At 46.0% G+C, this 17223-nt stretch carries 17 protein-coding genes; 12 read left to right on the forward strand and 5 right to left on the reverse strand.

What is annotated here, in order from left to right; genetic code table 11:
- Positions 1–51 precede the first annotated feature (51 nt).
- On the forward strand, positions 52–1512 hold the full coding sequence (locus ACXAGP_RS03900) for a sugar porter family MFS transporter (protein ID WP_475259669.1): 1461 nt from the start codon (positions 52–54) through the stop codon (positions 1510–1512).
- A gap of 46 nt (positions 1513–1558) precedes the next feature.
- Here the strand turns inward: ACXAGP_RS03900 and ACXAGP_RS03905 are convergent, their stop codons facing one another.
- Together ACXAGP_RS03905 and hemN are read right to left on the reverse strand one after the other, a co-directional pair.
- A complete protein-coding gene (locus ACXAGP_RS03905) occupies positions 1559–2083 on the reverse strand; it encodes a P-loop NTPase family protein (RefSeq protein ID WP_475259670.1) in 525 nt (174 codons plus the stop codon).
- Positions 2084–2338: 255 nt separating this feature from the next.
- Positions 2339–3715 carry an oxygen-independent coproporphyrinogen III oxidase gene (gene hemN, locus ACXAGP_RS03910; protein WP_475259671.1) on the reverse strand — a complete coding sequence of 459 codons (1377 nt, stop codon included), beginning with the start codon at positions 3713–3715 and terminating at the stop codon, positions 2339–2341.
- Between the two features lie 367 nt (positions 3716–4082).
- Between hemN and ACXAGP_RS03915 the strand changes: the two genes are divergently transcribed.
- The 7 genes from ACXAGP_RS03915 to ACXAGP_RS03945 all read left to right on the forward strand — a co-directional run bounded on the left by ACXAGP_RS03915 (position 4083) and on the right by ACXAGP_RS03945 (position 8717).
- Positions 4083–4565, forward strand: a complete 483-nt coding sequence (locus ACXAGP_RS03915) for a DUF3085 domain-containing protein (protein ID WP_475259672.1) — start codon at positions 4083–4085, stop codon at positions 4563–4565.
- A 145-nt stretch (positions 4566–4710) separates the two neighbouring features.
- Complete coding sequence (locus ACXAGP_RS03920; protein ID WP_475259674.1) at positions 4711–5352, forward strand: YgjP family zinc-dependent metalloprotease; 642 nt, start codon at positions 4711–4713, stop codon at positions 5350–5352.
- 293 nt (positions 5353–5645) lie between these two features.
- Entirely contained in the window at positions 5646–6284 is a 639-nt protein-coding gene (gene crp / locus ACXAGP_RS03925) for a cAMP-activated global transcriptional regulator CRP (protein ID WP_475259675.1), read from the forward strand.
- An 87-nt stretch (positions 6285–6371) separates the two neighbouring features.
- Entirely contained in the window at positions 6372–6749 is a 378-nt protein-coding gene (locus ACXAGP_RS03930; protein ID WP_475259677.1) for a VOC family protein, read from the forward strand.
- Between the two features lie 13 nt (positions 6750–6762).
- Positions 6763–7113 (forward strand): YciI family protein, encoded by a 351-nt coding sequence (locus ACXAGP_RS03935; RefSeq protein ID WP_475259679.1) that lies wholly within the window; start codon positions 6763–6765, stop codon positions 7111–7113.
- Position 7114: 1 nt separating this feature from the next.
- Positions 7115–8365, forward strand: coding sequence for an RNA polymerase sigma factor (locus ACXAGP_RS03940; protein WP_475259680.1), 1251 nt, complete (start codon positions 7115–7117; stop codon positions 8363–8365).
- 169 nt (positions 8366–8534) lie between these two features.
- Positions 8535–8717, forward strand: a complete 183-nt coding sequence (locus ACXAGP_RS03945; RefSeq protein WP_475259681.1) for a hypothetical protein — start codon at positions 8535–8537, stop codon at positions 8715–8717.
- A gap of 428 nt (positions 8718–9145) precedes the next feature.
- Here the strand turns inward: ACXAGP_RS03945 and ACXAGP_RS03950 are convergent, their stop codons facing one another.
- The gene (locus tag ACXAGP_RS03950) at positions 9146–9484 is read right to left on the reverse strand and encodes an MGMT family protein (RefSeq protein WP_475259683.1); all 339 of its coding nucleotides are present in this window, start codon (positions 9482–9484) and stop codon (positions 9146–9148) included.
- A gap of 26 nt (positions 9485–9510) precedes the next feature.
- Between ACXAGP_RS03950 and ACXAGP_RS03955 the strand changes: the two genes are divergently transcribed.
- The 3 genes from ACXAGP_RS03955 to ACXAGP_RS03965 all read left to right on the forward strand — a co-directional run bounded on the left by ACXAGP_RS03955 (position 9511) and on the right by ACXAGP_RS03965 (position 14118).
- Positions 9511–10098, forward strand: a complete 588-nt coding sequence (locus tag ACXAGP_RS03955) for a tRNA-uridine aminocarboxypropyltransferase (protein WP_475259684.1) — start codon at positions 9511–9513, stop codon at positions 10096–10098.
- A gap of 90 nt (positions 10099–10188) precedes the next feature.
- Positions 10189–13227 (forward strand): response regulator, encoded by a 3039-nt coding sequence (locus ACXAGP_RS03960; RefSeq protein ID WP_475259685.1) that lies wholly within the window; start codon positions 10189–10191, stop codon positions 13225–13227.
- A gap of 63 nt (positions 13228–13290) precedes the next feature.
- Positions 13291–14118 (forward strand): substrate-binding periplasmic protein, encoded by an 828-nt coding sequence (locus tag ACXAGP_RS03965; protein WP_475259686.1) that lies wholly within the window; start codon positions 13291–13293, stop codon positions 14116–14118.
- A gap of 17 nt (positions 14119–14135) precedes the next feature.
- Here the strand turns inward: ACXAGP_RS03965 and ACXAGP_RS03970 are convergent, their stop codons facing one another.
- A complete protein-coding gene (locus ACXAGP_RS03970; protein WP_475259688.1) occupies positions 14136–15380 on the reverse strand; it encodes a CaiB/BaiF CoA transferase family protein in 1245 nt (414 codons plus the stop codon).
- A 252-nt stretch (positions 15381–15632) separates the two neighbouring features.
- On the opposite strand from ACXAGP_RS03970, the gene ACXAGP_RS03975 reads away from it, so the two are divergent.
- Entirely contained in the window at positions 15633–15956 is a 324-nt protein-coding gene (locus ACXAGP_RS03975; RefSeq protein ID WP_475259689.1) for a hypothetical protein, read from the forward strand.
- Positions 15957–15967: 11 nt separating this feature from the next.
- Here the strand turns inward: ACXAGP_RS03975 and ACXAGP_RS03980 are convergent, their stop codons facing one another.
- Complete coding sequence (locus ACXAGP_RS03980; protein ID WP_475259690.1) at positions 15968–17173, reverse strand: multidrug effflux MFS transporter; 1206 nt, start codon at positions 17171–17173, stop codon at positions 15968–15970.
- Between the last annotated feature and the right edge of the window lie 50 nt (positions 17174–17223).

The raw sequence follows: 17223 nt of genomic DNA on the forward strand, positions 1-17223 counted from the left end.
GGTATTGTCCTTTAGAAACCGCTTTCTTGACATCAACCTGAGAACCAAAACATGGCAGAACACAATAATAAAAACAACTCGACACAGGACAGTGTCGCCCCGGCTGCACAAATCGCCGCTGCAGAGGAACAAGCCGTTTCCGTTGCTTACGTTATCTTTATTTCTGCGGTCGCCGCCATTGGTGGCTTCTTATTTGGCTTTGACTCAGGTGTTATCAACGGTACGGTTAGTGCTCTGGAGAAAGCGTTCAACGCCAACGATGTGGCCACCGGATTCAATGTAGCCTCGGTTTTACTCGGCTGTGCACTGGGTGCACTGTTGGCGGGTCCCATCGCCGATAAAGTTGGTCGTAAACCCGTGATGATAATCACCGCGATCATTTTTGCGGTGAGTGCATTCGGCTCTGGTATTGCCGACAGTTCTCCAGAATTTATCTTTTACCGCTTATTGGGCGGCCTGGGCGTGGGAGCAGCCTCTGTGTTAGCGCCCGCCTATATTTCTGAAGTGGCTCCGGCAAGTTTGCGCGGACGCTTAGCTACTTTGCAACAGATGGCGATTGTTTTGGGGCTATTCGCCGCATTTTTAAGTAATTTTACCATTGCATCTTACACTGGCGGGGCCAGTGAGGCAGGTTGGCTGGGGATTGATTCCTGGCGCTGGATGTTCTGGATGGAGATCATTCCTGCCACGCTGTTTTTTATCGGCGTGTTATTGATCCCGGAATCACCGCGCTTTTTAGTGGCGCAAGGTGAAGATAACGAAGCCAAAGGCGTATTCGAACGCATCGCACCCGGCGTCGCGACCGCCCAAATCGATGAAATCAAACGCTCATTAAAGAGCGACCACAAACCGGCATTGCGTGATCTCTTTATCGAAGGAGGCCGCAAAATTCACCCCATTATCTGGGTGGGTGTCGCCTTGTCAGTATTCCAGCAATTTGTGGGGATTAACGTGGTGTTTTATTACGGTGCGGAGCTATGGCAAGCAGCGGGATTTGACGAGTCGCAATCATTGTTTATTAATGTCTTAGGGGGTGTTACTAATGTAGCTTCCACCTTTATCGCCATCGCCCTGATAGATAAAATCGGCCGTAAACCCCTGTTGCTTATCGGCAGTACCGGTATGGCCATTATGCTTTCCATTCTTACTTACCTGTTCAGTACTGCAGGACTGGACGAAGCCGGAAAACTTGCCTTGACCGACGCCAATGGCACCTTCGCTCTGGTGGCGGCAAATCTCTATATCGTGTTTTTTGGTATGAGCTGGGGTCCGGTAGTCTGGGTGTTATTGGGTGAAATGTTCAACAACCGTATTCGCGGTGCCGCACTGGCACTGGCCGCCAGTGCACAGTGGCTGGCCAACTTCTTGGTAACCATGACCTTCCCCATCCTGCTCACCCAAACCGGCTTAGGTGGTGCTTACGGTTTGTATGCTTCCAGCGCCCTGATCAGCTTATTCTTTGTGCATCGCTACGTTAAAGAAACACGCGGCAGACGCCTGGAAGAAATGTAATAGCGACTGGCAATCATAGACAGAAGGACCCGGACGGGTCCTTTATTTATTTAACGTGAGTTGCCACAAAACTATCCAACTGTGCCACGGACCGGATCACATGCATTGTTTTATCGCTGGTTAGCGTCTCCAGTCTTTGCAAAAATTGCACGTTCCAGAATTTCGGACAAAGCTTTAAAACCTTGTAACTTTGTAAAGTCCCATGCCAAATCGAGCTCCCTTCGGGCCAACCTTCTGGTTTTTTAAACAATCCTTTCAAAAAGCGTTTTGTCACCAGCCAATAAGTCGTTGTGTAAGGTAAATCAATATAAATTACTGTATCGGCGGCTTCTAATCGCTTGTTAAAGGAGTGCAAGGAATTCATGGGCCCAAATCCCTCAATGATCCACTCTTGCGCAGCAATGATATTTTGATGAATCGCCTCATAGTCGGCGCGCTCAATTTCCGCACCATTGGCCTGATACAAAATTGAGTCCAGGGCATAAAGCTTAATACCCGTCGCCGCAGCTAACTTTTTGCTAAGGGTGGATTTTCCGCTTGCGGGTTTACCAATGATGGCGATTTTTTTCATCTTGCTTCCTCCATGTTGCCCAAAGGCGGAAACAAAAAACCCGCCTGCCGGGCGGGTTTGATATCGATTTACGACAGCACAAATCCCACCATTCCTAAGGAATGATGATAAAAATTCGAGCTATCGGTAACAATTTAACAGTGTTCATGTTCTTTATAGTCGTGCAGTCGCAAGGCAATGTCAACGGCTCACTGACCACCATCAAATCAACAATGTATCAGGGTGTTTCTGCGCTGAAACTTTGCCTTACGGTAGTTAGACTACTTTGGAAAATCGTTGGGCGGCTTTGTGTTTTGCCATATATTCATCAAACACCATGCAAATGCTGCGCAGTAATAAGCGCGAATCCGGGTGTACTATGATGGCTTGTTCCGTCAACTTGATGAGATTGTCCTGTTCGAATGTCTTTAACAAGTCCAGTTCCGTTGTAAAGTGCTCAGCAAAGCTCACTTCAAACAACTCCTCCAACTCCCCAATGTCCAGGCGCAAATTGGTCATCAATTGGGTGATGATATAACCTCGGAGCTGATCTTCTTCAGACTTTACCAAACCTCGCTCAATGGCGTGTTGCTGTTCGTCCAACATTTGATAATAATCCGCGGGATTTTTACAATTCTGGCTATAGACGTTACAGATAGAGCTAATGGCACTGACACCAAACCCCACTAAATCCGTATATTGCAAAGTGGTGTAGCCTTGAAAATTACGTCCAAGGCGCTTTTCATTGAGGGCAATGGCCAGCTCATCTCCGGGCTTAGCAAAATGATCTATGCCAATCATTTGATATCCCGCCTCAGTGAAGCGCTCAATGGCAAGACGCATCAGCTTTAACTTATCTTCCGGACCGGGCAACCAGCTATCTTTGATTTTGCGCTGTGCAGCGAATTTCTGTGGCATATGAGCATAGTTAAACAAGGAAATTCTATCGGGATTAATGTTTAAAACATCTTCGATGGTTTGCTCAAAACCCAGCGGGGTTTGCAATGGTAGGCCATAAACCAGATCCAGATTGATGGACTTAATACCGGCTGTTTTTGCGCCCTTGCTTAAACGAGATACCAGTTCAGTAGGTTGAACTCGGTTGATGGCAATCTGCACCTGCTTATCGGTATCCTGCACCCCCATGCTGATTCGATTTACCCCCAGAAACGCCAGTCCACGGATGTATTCAACAGTGGTTTCCCGAGGATCGATCTCCAGACTAATTTCTGGTAACTCATCCAGGTTATAATGGCTTTTAATCGTCGATAGAATGTCTTTAACCTCTTCCAAAGACAGCATTCCCGGGGTACCACCCCCAAAATGAATTTGTATCACATGATGATTTTTAAAAAGTTCTGAACGCAAGATTATTTCTTTTTTCAAATAATCAACATATTGCGCAATCTTGTCCCGATTCCGAGTGATGATCTTGTTGCAACCACAGTAATAACAAAGGCTGTGACAGAAAGGCACGTGAATATAGATAGCCAGCTCCGGGTTCGCCGCCAGCAAAGCCGCTTTGCGAAACTCTCTGTCAGTGAACTCAGTGTTAAACTCTAATGCTGTAGGATAAGAAGTGTAACGAGGCCCCGACATGCCATATTTGTTGAGCATTGACTGATTAAAAAGCCCATCGTGTTGACCTTGCATAACATCCACCTTATTAAAGCGCCATCTGAAAAACGTGAAAACGGAGGCTGAAAAATACCAGTAAGGTGGCTTGAGAAGCTTAATCTAAATCAAATTATGCAATGTTAACGAGTAAAAACGCTATATCCCAACGGATACCTGTAGTCACAAATCTTCAGGTAAATATTAATCCCACTTAACATTTACTTTGGAAACACTTTTGGCGCATAAAAAAGCATTAAAAGAGATAAATATTTTCTATAAAAATTGCGTGATTTTCAGGCACATTTCGCTACAATCTGCGGTCCAAATTATGACGCTCAGATGACAAAACAAAATTTCGGAATCTGAACCTGGTTTAGCAGTTTTATACAGGAATAGTGTTGCAATGGCGGCAGCTGTCTTTAATTTATCTGATATTAACAACCTGATGCGCGAGCTTCAGGGTGATGTGGTGTTGTACCCAACTTTTGAACATATTTTTATGGAAAGCCTATATCCGGATGGCATTATTCTGGATGCTTATGGGCGTACCCAGGCTCAGGCAGAAGCCGCGGAAGAAAAATTCCGTCCAGATACCAGTCGCATAATCACCGGTAAAATCCCCAGAGCGCTGATCATGAAAAATGACAAGGGACTTTACATCTGTAACAATTTGAAAGACGAATTAACACCATTCAGACGCGGCGCTATCGCGTTTGCGAAAGGTTGTAACCCGATTACCGATGACGACTGGGCCAAATATACCCGTCAAATCGCGCCGGGTGAGATCAACCAAATTATCCCTATCGCCGATGTTGTGGCTGCTATCCGTGCCAAATCAGACACCTTGGTGGTGGAAATTGGTCAGCAAAGCCAATCTGCGGCATAAGCCTCTTTAGCAGCGCCTGGTTGTCAGCGCTGCTTGCCAACTCTCCTTAATTCTGATGCCTCTATTTCGCTTCCGCAAGGCAAAAACACATCAAAAAGCTGAACTACTTTGGCAAGAACAGTGTGTCCAGATTACGCGAAAGGCGATGAAATCCATTCGCCTCAAAGTACAGCATGATGGGCAACTCAATGTTAGCTGTCCGTATCAGGTAACGGATGCGCAAATCAGGGATTTTTTAAACCAAAGACTCAACTGGATTACGCAACAGCAGCAACGACTAGCCAGCTCTCAGCAACAAGTTGAAGCCACAAATAATGCCCGAGCCATGTGTTTATGGGGACAGCAATACGCCTTTGAAAAAAGCCCGTCAGCAAGTCGACATTATAAAATCCATCACGATGAAGCGGCAATCTACCTGCCCCGACTACCCGTAAACAACGAGGCAGCAACCATAGTGCGGCAACAAATCTGGCGCGATGAGCTAAAACAACTCATGCAAACTTTATTACCCCAGTGGCAAGCTGCTATGAATGTTGAAGTGGCTTTTTGGAATGTAAAGAATATGAGAACTAAGTGGGGCAGTTGCAACGTTACCAGGCAACGTGTCTGGCTAAGCTTGCAATTGGCTCAATATCCCCAGCAATGTACTGAAATGGTACTGGTTCACGAATTGACTCACCTTTTAGAAGCCTCCCACAACCAGCGCTTTTATCAACTAATGGATAGCTTCTTGCCAAACTGGCGAGATGCGGACTCGCTGCTGAAACACCGAACTTACCCACATTAAGGAACATAGGTGTTCTCACTTAGCCATAAAATAAGATTATTGTGAAGTAAGCCACAATCCTGCCTATTCGGTGGGATTTTCCATTGCCGATAAACAAAACACATGGGTATGATGGGTAATACAAAGTTATCCAATGCGATAACTGTGTTTGCAACAGGCTATTGCCAGAAGTTCTCAGGCAAAATCCAGGTTTTACGCCATACTGTTGAATAGGTATCGCGCAAGATCGGGTGGCAAGATGCACTCGAGTGACAACTTACTGTACCCAAACTTCAACTCACGGGATTGCTTAAGTGTCTGATTTAAATAACCAATATGATGTGAAAGACGTGGAATTTCTGGATAATTTTTTAACACACTGTACCGTCAAAGAATATCGCCGCCACGCGGTGATTGTGCGCCAGGGCGAACACACACAAAAGCTGTATTTTTTACTCAAAGGCTCCGTATCGGTTATTCGTCAGCATGAGGACGATAAAGATATTGTGTTGGCATACCTGAACCAAGGCTCTTTTTTTGGCGAGATGGGTTTGTTTGACGACAAGTCGGAGCGCAGTGCCACCATTCGAACCCGCACTGTGTGTCAGATTGCTGAAATTGCCTACGACAAATTTGAAATCCTGGCGCGCAGTCGCCCCGATATTCTCATGGCGATTTCCAAGCAACTAACCGCGCGTTTGCGCAAAACCTCCAAAAAAGTCACGGACCTGGCTTTTCTGGATGTCACAGGTCGGGTTGCTGGTTGCCTGCTGGATTTAATCAACCAACCGGATGCCATCACCCACCCCGATGGCATTATGCTCAAGATTACACGTCAGGAACTCAGTCGGCACGTTGGCTGTACGCGAGAAATGGTGGGTAAAGTACTCAAAAGTCTCGAAGAGCAAGGATTGGTCACCTTTGAAGGCCACAGCATAGTAGTACTGCAATAAATATCGGATTTTTTTAATCCAGGTGTCGAAATTCGTTCATCCGGTTCGTCAGGGTATTGAAACTTTGCATTAAACTGGAGATACCTGATGAGCAATTCATTTCAACCTAACCACTTTTCTTGGTCAGAACTAATGACCACCTCCCCTGAACAAGCTACCGAATTTTACGGTGGCTTATTTGGCTGGCAATTTGATGTCATGGATATGGGCGGCGAGAACTATTACGTTGCCTCTCTAGATGGCGAAAAGATTGCTGGTATCATGGCAAAACCCAGTGAAATGCCAGCACCTGGTTGGGGCCAGTACGTGACAGTATGCGATATTCAGGCAACAGCGGAGCAGGTAAAAACCTTAGGTGGTACGTTACTGACGTCCCCGACTGACATTCCCGGTGTCGGCAAGTTTATCGTATTTCAAGATCCGCAAGGCGCTCTGCTTTCTGCTATACAGTATGTAGAACAATAGGGAGTGTATTGACGTGAAATACTTATTGATGATTTACGCCAACGAAGCTTGGGAGCAGGCGCAGCCCGAAGGCTGGGATGAGGCTCTGGTGAGCCGATATATCGCCGTCGCTGAGGATCTGCAAAAACAAGGGGTGTATCTGGATGGACGCAGGCTGGCCCCCGTCGAGACAGCCACCAGCGTGCAAGTTCGCAACGGTGAAACGCTGATCTCTGATGGGCCTTTTGCAGAGACCAAAGAGCAACTTGGGGGATTTTTCCTGGTGGATTGTCGCGACCTGGATCACGCCACGGAGGTGGCAGCCATGATCCCCAGTGCTGAATATGGCACGGTAGAAGTGCGCCCGTTATTTTATCAGGACTAATGTGGTAAACAACGACGCTACAACTCTCGCGCTAGAGCAGTTATACCGCCAGTATTCGCAACCCATACTGGCGTATATCATGAGCCTGGCACAGGATTTAGATATCGCTCAGGAAATCTGGCATGAGACATTCTTGCTGGCCATGCAACATTGGCAAAACGGTCCTCCTGAGAACCCACCAGCCTGGTTAAAACGCACGGCGCGCAACAAATTTATTGATACTTACCGCCATAAAAAAATGGCTGCGGATAAAGCCATGCTAATCAAAGCTCTTGCCGCTGAAGAAGATGCAGCAGATGAGGACATGACAGACAGCCACTATGGCGATGAACAACTAAAATTGATTTTTGCCTGTTGTCATCCAGCGTTGGATTTTGACAAACAAGTGGTACTTACCCTGAGTACTGTCGCTGGCTTGAGCACAGAACAAATAGCTCAGGCCCTGTTGCTGAGTCAGACGACACTGGAACAGCGCCTCACCCGAGCCAAACGGAAAATAAAGCAGGCAGCAATTCCTTTTGTCATTCCAGAGTCAGGGCATCTGTCGGAGCGCCTCAATGCCGTTTTAAAAACCCTCTACCTGATGTTCAATGCTGGGGTGAATCAACAATCAGACCCTTTCGACCTCACCGGCAATGCCATGAACCTGGTGAAACGACTCGATAATCTACTACCCCAGCAGGCCGAGGTGGAAGGTATGCTAGCCCTAATGTTATTCCACCAATGCAGACAAGCTTCCAGATACGACTCAAAGCAACAGATAGTGCCGCTCTCTGAGCAAAATCGGGCTTTGTGGCAAACTTCCCTGATTGCAGAGGCAGATCGGTTATTGCAACGGGCAATGGCTCGGCAAGCCCTCGGTGTTTATCAAATACAAGCGGCCATTCAAGGCGTACATTGTCATAGTGTTTCATGGCAAAACACCGACTGGGCAGAAATTGAAGCACTATATAGAGTACATCTTGCCTTGGATAACTCCCCTGTTATCAGGCTCAACAGTATCTATGCCATCAGTATGTCTCGTGGCATTGAACAGGCAATGGAACAACTCGACCTATTGGAACAAACCGGAGCCCTTGTCAGTTACGCCCCATTTTATGCGTTGCGAGCCGATCTATATGAACGAATAGGAGATTTAAACTCCGCCCACGCCAGTTACTTGCAAGCCAAAGCGCACAGTAATCACCCTCAAGAACAGTCCCACTTTTTGCATCGGGCTGAAAGAATAAAGAAAATCCTTACAGAACAATAAATTTTGCATTTATTCCATTGCGGATTTTTAGTGCTGCTTTGTCTGTGTGGATTAAACGGGGCTTTTCGAACGCTAAAGTATGTAAGTCCTGTAGTCGATAACATAATAGCCTGGGGTTACAAAAACCCGGATAGTCAGCTGCAAAGTAGTATTGAGTGGAAATAGTGGTATGTCTTGTTTAACCAGAAGTATGCAAAAACAACTTGGTAAGTATATAAAACGCAATGCCCAGGAGGACTGGCAAAATCATCCTGACAAGGTGCATTCCGAGTTGGTGAGTAAAGGCTTGTGCCCCTCCGATGTCACGGTAGACCAGCTGGCCGTGATAATACGCGACGTGCAGGAGCACTGAGCTTTCTTACCTGTCAGGTCAAAATAATTGTCAGAAACTCTGCTATAAATAACCGTATTTCCGCATTTCATGTTGGTCAGATGTTATTCTTTAGAAGTCCCATAACATTTTAAACTCTAACGTAGTCTGACAGACGCCATCCATGGCTTTTCTGAACCAAATCCCTTTGGTCCACTTACTTTTCCTTTGCTCGCCCAAAGGATAAAGTAAGCAAAAGCAAAGGGCGCCCCGCCTTGCGCTTAACTCATTGAAGAACTACAATTTTCCGGTGATTTTCAGGGAGGAAAATCACCGGAAACTTGCTTAACGTTTTTCAATGGCGCTCCAGGAGGGGAAAAGGGTGGTTCTTCAAAAAATGTGCTAAGCGTCGTTTTCATAGTCTCGTTAGACCTTCTACATAAGGGACTCATAATCAGGAGTAGTTATATTTAGTAACTCAGCTTAAATAGCAATTCACTGAGATCTGGTTGCCATTGAAACTCTTTCAATTTAACCCTGTTGTTCAGCACCACAACCCCCTCTTCCTGAAGTTGGCCTTTTTGCTTTTCAGCAAGTTCACTGCCAACAGGAAAAGCAATTTTACCATCTGAACGCAGCACCCTATACCAAGGCACTTGCATCGCTTCTGGTGCCAGCCCCATGGCTTTTCCCACCAATCTGGCACGCCCAGGTAAACCCGCCAGGTCAGCAATTTGACCGTAACTGGCGACATTACCCGCAGGAATTTGTAATGTGGTTTGCCAGATTCTGGCGTAAACTGAGTTCATTTCTGTCTATAAAATTCTATCTGTGTATGCCACGAATTATCTGTTCAAACTGCCACTTACCGGAAAAAGCCTGTATCTGCCAATTGGTGGCGGAAACCGCGCCGATACATTATTCAGGCGAGCTGCACATCCTACAACACCCGCTGGAGCAGAACCACAGTAAAAATACCGCTCGGTTAGTAAAACAGCTTTTACCAAAAACGACAATGTGGCCGGGAGAATCTGAATCTGACTTTGCCATTTTAAAGGCAAAAACAGCGCAAGATCCAAAGGGTTGGGGCTGCATATATCCCGCCCCGGAAAGTGCGACACAATCAGTCAATAATCCACCACTGCCCACCACCCGACTGCTCTTTATTGATGCCACCTGGCGAAAAGCCCGCAAGATCTGGCACCTGAATCCCTGGTTGCGCTCAATGCCTTGTTACCATTTGAGTAACATTCCAGATGCTCAATACCGCATTCGCAAAAATCATGCTGAGCACCAGCTTTCCACCCTTGAGGCCGTTGCCTGCAGCTTGAGTAGCTGCACTGACGTAACTCCACTAATAGATTTGTTGCATCGATTCCAACAACATTTTGAAAATATTCAACCGTCGAATAACCAAATTTAAGAATGTTTTCTATAATCTAATTGCTTGCCGTTACAAATGTTGTAGCTCGCAAATTGCTGCGCACTATTTTAAGTTTAAAGGATTAATAATTTGGCTCACTTTCAACGTCAAATCATTTATGGATTGCTGCTTATTGGCTACCTCTGCTATGTACCATTCGCTTTGGCAAACACAAAACTGAACACCTTCGAGTTAAGCCACACTTCCAATGTGTTACCGGTAGAAGACCTGACCTACTTCCACCCGGAAACTTCTGAATTACCCAATTCCCGGGCACAGCTGATGAGCTGGTTAAGCAGCCTGTCCGTACTTGAAACGCCTCAGGCGGCTGAAGATCGTCTGATGGCAGCAACAAAACTATTAAACACGACACAACAAACCCGTTGGTTTATTAATCCTTTTAGTCCAGTGGCCGAGACTGTGTCTGTGTACTTTTACCAAAAAGACGGCCTACAGACGGGAACAAGTGGATTGCACCACTCCTCTGAAATTGCTCTGCAGCAAGGCAGCTACATTGATATTCCAACAGGTGTGACAGGGACTTTGTTATTAGTTTTTGATAGTGATTTTTATCTGGCGCCGGTCAAGGTTAACCTGTTTAGCGCCACAGAAGTGGATAGCAAACTTAAAAGTAAATCAGCGATACAAGTATTAGCTTTGGGTATGTTGATTGCACTGAGCATATACAATCTGTTTTTGTATTATGCCAGTCGAGCCAAGGCTTATTTGTATTTCACACTTTGTTCAGCGGTTCTTGCTTTCGCTTGGGCCAATATTATCGGCGTCATCAAACTCTTTTTTGTGGTACTACCAGATCTATTGATATTGCCCCCCTTTTTAATCAGTGCGGCGTTTTCGATTTTGTTCACCCGCGACTTCCTTGATTTAAAAAGCATTTCACAGCGATTAGACAATACTCTGATGCTGTTTTTCTGGCTCTGTTTTGTCTTAGTACCCATCACCGCTTTCGCGCCCTACTCAGGCATACTGGTGGTTTACGCCACAGTTTCAATAGTAATTATCACCAGTATTGCTGCTGGTATCATCGGCTGGCGACGGGGTTATCATCCATCGCGCTTCTTTGTTTTCGCCTATTGTGCCTTTGCCATCCAATCAATATTGTGGACATTGGCATTCCTGTTACCTGAAATCCATATCGCGGTAAGCATCAACTTTATCGGCCTGCTATCCAGTACAACGGGCTGTATTTTATTGTCTCTGGCCCTGGCGGCTAAAGTCAGTCTGATAACCGATGAAAATCGACGCCTGGCAAGTAGTCTTGAACAAAAAGTCTATGAGCGCACCGAGGCGTTGGCCGAAGCCAATGTTGCTCTTGAGCATCTCATCAGTGAATTGCAGGAAGCCAGCAGTGCCAAAAGTCACTTCCTTGCCAATATGAGCCACGAAATCAGAACGCCTTTAACAGCAATCATTGGCTACGCTGAAGGCATTTTACAAGGCGATATCAACCGCGATGAGCAAGAAAGAGTGCTCAGAGTCATCGCTGAGAATGGTAACCATCTGCTGCACATTATTAGTGACATTCTGGACATCAGTAAAATCGAAGCGGATAAACTCGAATATGAGATGCAACCTTGCTCCGTGCTCGAGGTATTAGCACAAGTTGAGGGAGTCATGGCTAAACGCGCCAGAGACAAAGGTCTGGACTTTGCCCTGCACTATCATTTTCCATTGCCCTCTGAAGTGGTCACCGATCCTTACCGATTTCGACAAATCTTACTCAACTTGATCAACAACGCCATCAAGTTTACCGAATTGGGGAGTGTCACCGTCAATGTCGCATGGTTAGACAACAAACTATCAGTCAGTGTTGAGGACACCGGTGTGGGGATGTCTGAGGAAAAGCTTGCCGCCGTTTTTGATCCCTTTGAGCAAGGCGGCGCCTCCATCGCACGTCAATTTGGCGGAACGGGATTAGGGCTCAGTATTTCCCGGCGCCTGGCCCAAGGGTTAGGAGGGAATATATCGGCTAAAAGTATCCCCGGAAAAGGCTCTGGTTTTACCGTCAATATTGCCGCCACCCCTACAGCATCCAGTGAGATGCTGCATACTATCGTAGCGATAAACGACTCCGTGGTAGCGTCACCCCAAGACACCTCTGATGTACCGGATTTTTCTGGTACCAAAGTACTATTGGTAGACGACCATCCCAATAACCGCGATTTGATTAAAATACTCTTAAATCGAATGAATGTTACCGTCGAAGAAGCAGAAGATGGTGATATTGCCTTGCAAAAAGTACTGGAACAGGAATACGATCTCATCCTGATGGATATACAAATGCCAAGGATGAAGGGAGACGAAGCGACGGAGCAGTTGCGTAGCTATGGCTATGAACTGCCGATTATTGCGTTGACGGCAAACAATATGAAACATGAAATTGAGTCGTATCTGAGCAAAGGTTTTAATGACCATTTGGCCAAACCCATTGTCAGACAAGACTTTATTGCCACACTCAGTAAATATCTGAACGCCAAGGGGAGTACAGAAAGTTTGTTTTCCAACGATGAAATGCTCGGCTTAGTGCGAGATTATCATACTGATCTGCAACAGCAGGCGGTTGAGTTTGAGCACTGTTGGTCTGCCGGGGATTTACAAAAAGCGGAACAAATTGCCCATCGCATCAAAGGAGCCGCTGGCTCTTTTGGGTTCGCCTTGTTAGGTGAAAAATTCGCACTTCTGGAGCAATTACTAAAAGAACAACAGCTGGAAAAAGCGCAAAACTGCTATATCGAGACAATGTCTTTAACCAAACTGATTTGCAATATGTCGAGTGTGGATATTCCCCGAGGTGTTGTAAGTTGTGACATGGACATTGAGTTGTTGCTCTCAGAGCTACAGAATTTCAACAATCGACTCAATGACGAGCTGGAGCAGATTTGGTCCTGTCTTGCCCGTGGCGAAAACAATATTGCCCGCCTGTATCTGAATAGAATACTCCCTAAAGCGTCCAAACTCGGCTGGACTCACTTACAGGAAAAGTTACAAGAACTACTGAACCTGTTAGAAAAAAACACCATCGAAACTGTGCAATTCAGCGATATCGAAGAGAATATTAAAGTTGAGGTAGACAATCTGAAATCTGTTTTGGCAAATCATCACTTTTAGACTGAGTTTTTGCCACATTGAACTATGCTTTAGTAAAGTTTAATTTGGGGTGGCAAAAAAGTAATGGGTTGGGTTTACCTACACATTATCAAACTGCTGGTGATATGCGTAGTTTGGGCTGGTGCTAATGCACAAGCAGAAACAAGCGCTAAAATCACCACCTTGCGTATGTGTTATGAGGAGCAGGAACTCACCCCCTTTTATACCGGAACCGGACTACAACCACCGGAGCAAGACCCCGGTGTTATGATTGAAATGCTGCAGCTACTAGACGCGGCTATGCCAAAAGTGCACTTCGAATTTGAACGTGTCCCCTGGCAGCGTTGCCTGAATCAGCTAGCTAAAAACACATCTGACCTTGTCATCGCGGGTTTTCAAGATGAAAGAACTCAGATTGGTGTCTATCCCATGAGAAATGGAGCACCAGATGCAAAACGAGCCATCGCCGCCACTCGCTACTGCCTGTTCACCCACCGAGATTCGTTGTTAACCTGGGATGGCGCGCAGTTTAATATGCATCCAGCTAAACCCGTAGCCGTTCCGCAAGGTTATACCGTTGTCTCAGTGCTGGAAAAACACGATATTCCCTTCGTAAAAACCAATTCATCGAAATCCGCCCTGAACTTGTTACAGAAATCCTTGGCTGAAGGTGCCGTCACTCACTGCCAGTCAGGAGGATATTTTCTTTATCAAAATAAAGACCAGCCGTTACATTTTGTAGCTCATTCCCCGCCCTTGGTAAACCAATATGGTTACTTGTTATTTAGTCAGGGTTTTTGGCAGCAACAACAACGGTTGGTGAATCAGATATGGGACAAGGCTGCGGTTATTAAAAGCCAACACTTCAGTCGATTATTAGAAAAATACGACAAATTGGCCTATCAAAAATAGTCCGCATTCTCACACTATTACAGCTTTTGCATCAAAGGGCTGGAGCCCAACGCTCCGGTTTGCTGTAATTCGCTGAGTTCAGTCTCATTTAGCGCCAATAGTTCAGTCAGAACCTGATGATTGTGTTGACCAACCTTACCACCGGGCCACTCTGTTTTCCCCGGGGTATCCTGCAATTTGGGCAGGATAGCGGGAATTTTTAACGGTTTTCCATCGATTTCGACGGTTTCGAATAAACCACGCTCATTAAAATGGCGATCCTGCATCATGTCTTCAACGTTGTATATGGGGCCAGCGGGCACTCGATATTCCGCCAGCACATTTAATATTGAATCGGCAGGTAAACTAGCGCACCAATTCGCCAATACTTCATCAATCTCAGTTTCGTGCTCAACTCGACCGCTATTACTACTAAGCCTGGGATCCTGTGCTAAGTCTTCGCGTTTTGCAGCCTGCATCAGCCGCTTGAAAATAGAATCGCCATTACCGCCAATTACCACATGTTTGCCATCTTTGCAGGTGTAGGTATTGGTGGGCACAATGCCGGTGACCGTTGTTCCTGATGCCTCACGCACTACACCAGCACCAGAATATTCAGGTATTACCGCTTCCAGCAGATTAAACATCGACTCATAGAGTGCCACATCAACAACTTGCCCTTGGTGCGAAGGGTCTTTTTGTCGCTGAATGATGGCCAACGCTATTCCCAGAGCCGCATGGATACCAGATATGGTATCTCCAATGCTAAGATTGGGACGCACGGGAACTTCCCCCGGATGCCCATTAAGATAGCGAAAACCACTTATACCCTCGCATACAGACGCAAACCCCGGCTTATCGGAGTAAGGCCCGGTTTGCCCAAATCCGGAGATGCGTGCATAAACCAGACCGGGATTACTGACTTTCATTTCCTCCGGACCTAAGCCCCAGTTTTCCATCACACCCGGCCGAAAATTCTCGATAACCACATCCGCTTTTTGTACCAGCCGTTTAGCGATATCTCTGCCAGCTTGTTGCTTGAGATCCAAAGTCACTGACTTTTTATTGCGACCAATGCTGCGCCACCAAAACGAAGTGCCATTCTCCACCTCACGCCAACCGCGTATCGGATCGCCGCCCTCTGGCGGTTCAATTTTTATCACTTCAGCGCCAAAATAGCCCAAAATGCACCCCGCGAAAGGCCCCGCGAGTAATTGCCCAAATTCAATCACTCTTATGCCTTCTAACGGTCTGATATGCTGGCTTGTTGTGTCTTTATTCATTATTTTTTCCTGGATGACTTAAAACCCCAATAAAAACCTGTCACTTTGTGCATTTTTTGAGCAAACAACTGTAAAAGTTACAGAAATGTTAAATTCTCCATATTTCCTGCACATTTGCGGCATAGTTTGCTGACTTCCTTGTATATGCCCACGCATGAGTCCACGACTGCAAGGAAGGTATGACAAACGTTCCAGGGCGGCTGTCAAAGATCCTTACTAAGAAGAAGAAAAAAGACAACAAGAAAAACAAAGATGATTGTGGATGTATACCATTTAATGGTGATCAATTCAGGGGGACACCAAGAAACGCACGAGTTGCGGGTCCAGGCTGACACAAGTCCGACTTTGGTGTCCGTTATTTCTGATGCCTGGATGAGCCGCAATAACTGCAAGGGCGATTCAGAAAGCACCGCTCCAACAAAAGCCTATTCTTATCAGTATTCAGAACTGGCAGAATATGAAACTCGTCAGTCAATTGCCAGACAAGGGTTTTGTATTAAACGTTTAGAAGAGCCCAAATTGTCGTTGACCATGATGGCGAGCACATCACAGCGGTTAACTTCAGAACTGAACTAATAAGCTCATTATCAAAGCGATATTGCCGGAGAACGCCGCGCATATCTCAAAAGCCATAGACTGAATAGCGCAACGGCAAAAAAGCAAAAAGCCACTGGATAAGCATTGCCATCATAAAAACGCCCCACCAAAACCGCCAAGCCAACGGCAGTTAAGCTGGATAAAGAGCCTACTATTGAGTTACCAATACCTGCCATGCCCCCTAGCCACTCCATAGACATGGCATTGATGTTGCCAAAAATGAATCCCATGAAGAATAAAATCAGCATGAAGCATGCTAAAAACAGGGGCATAGGCGGGATACCTTGATTTAGCCAGGTAACCAAAAGCAGTAATAAGCTTCCAGCGGCAATACCCAACAATGCCCATACGGATACACGGTGCATACCGTATAACACCACAATTTTACTGTTTATCAGCGCGGAAGCACCTACCCCAGCAGCTAAAAGAGCGAAGTAAAGAGGAAAGTCCTCCACCACATTATAAAAATCCTGGAACATGGCTTGTGACGTGCTCAAATACACCAGCATGGCACCAAACGTAAATCCGGTAACCAGGCAATAGGACATTACCCTGCGGTGTTTCAAGATCAACTTCAGGGAATTAAAAATGTTGGTAAAAGACAATGGAATGCGCTTTTCCAGAGTCAGTGTTTCCGGTTGTCTGATAACAAACCAGGTCACCACAACCAAGGCGAAGATCAAAAAAGCCACAAATATTGCACGCCAGCCAAAGTGTTGCATTACCAACTGCCCCAAAAAAGGCGCCATCATGGGCACTAAAATGAATAGCACCATGATCACCGACATGATTTGAGCCATTTGCTCGCCTTTGTAGAGATCTCTGATCAAAGCGCGAGAACCAATTTTACTGCCAGAAATACCGAAGCCTTGTAACACTCTTCCCAACAAAAGTAGCCAAAGGCTCGTAGCAAAAATCGCGATAACTGTCCCGCATAGGTATATTGCCACTCCCGCAATCACTGTTTTCTTCCGCCCAAAGGCATCAGCAAATGCACCAAATAGCAGCTCGCCAAAGACGGTTCCCAGGATAAACAGGCTGATCACTAGTTGAACGTCGTTACTATTTTCGATGTGCAAATCGCGCGTAATGTCAGGAAGCGCAGGCAACATGGCATCTATAGTTAACGCAGTTAACGACATCAATAGAGCAAAGAGCGCGATAAACTCGCCCTTACCCAAGGATTGTTTTTCCAATCTCGAATTTCCTTATTGAATGAATATTAAGACGGGAACCAGGTAACAGG

The sequence above is a fragment of the Planctobacterium sp. AWM4_229 genome, from assembly GCF_056160305.1.

Excerpts from the sequence above, each read along its gene's own strand:
- ACXAGP_RS03950 (WP_475259683.1), bottom strand. The coding sequence starts at position 9,484 with ATGAACTCAGTTTACGCCAGAATCTGGCAAACCACATTACAAATTCCT.
- ACXAGP_RS03900 (WP_475259669.1), top strand. The coding sequence starts at position 52 with ATGGCAGAACACAATAATAAAAACAACTCGACACAGGACAGTGTCGCC.
- ACXAGP_RS03970 (WP_475259688.1), bottom strand. The coding sequence starts at position 15,380 with ATGAATAAAGACACAACAAGCCAGCATATCAGACCGTTAGAAGGCATA.
- ACXAGP_RS03975 (WP_475259689.1), top strand. The coding sequence starts at position 15,633 with ATGATTGTGGATGTATACCATTTAATGGTGATCAATTCAGGGGGACAC.
- ACXAGP_RS03945 (WP_475259681.1), top strand. The coding sequence starts at position 8,535 with ATGTCTTGTTTAACCAGAAGTATGCAAAAACAACTTGGTAAGTATATA.
- ACXAGP_RS03965 (WP_475259686.1), top strand. The coding sequence starts at position 13,291 with ATGGGTTGGGTTTACCTACACATTATCAAACTGCTGGTGATATGCGTA.
- ACXAGP_RS03915 (WP_475259672.1), top strand. The coding sequence starts at position 4,083 with ATGGCGGCAGCTGTCTTTAATTTATCTGATATTAACAACCTGATGCGC.
- ACXAGP_RS03920 (WP_475259674.1), top strand. The coding sequence starts at position 4,711 with ATGAAATCCATTCGCCTCAAAGTACAGCATGATGGGCAACTCAATGTT.
- ACXAGP_RS03955 (WP_475259684.1), top strand. The coding sequence starts at position 9,511 with ATGCCACGAATTATCTGTTCAAACTGCCACTTACCGGAAAAAGCCTGT.
- ACXAGP_RS03930 (WP_475259677.1), top strand. The coding sequence starts at position 6,372 with ATGAGCAATTCATTTCAACCTAACCACTTTTCTTGGTCAGAACTAATG.
- ACXAGP_RS03905 (WP_475259670.1), bottom strand. The coding sequence starts at position 2,083 with ATGAAAAAAATCGCCATCATTGGTAAACCCGCAAGCGGAAAATCCACC.
- hemN (WP_475259671.1), bottom strand. The coding sequence starts at position 3,715 with ATGCAAGGTCAACACGATGGGCTTTTTAATCAGTCAATGCTCAACAAA.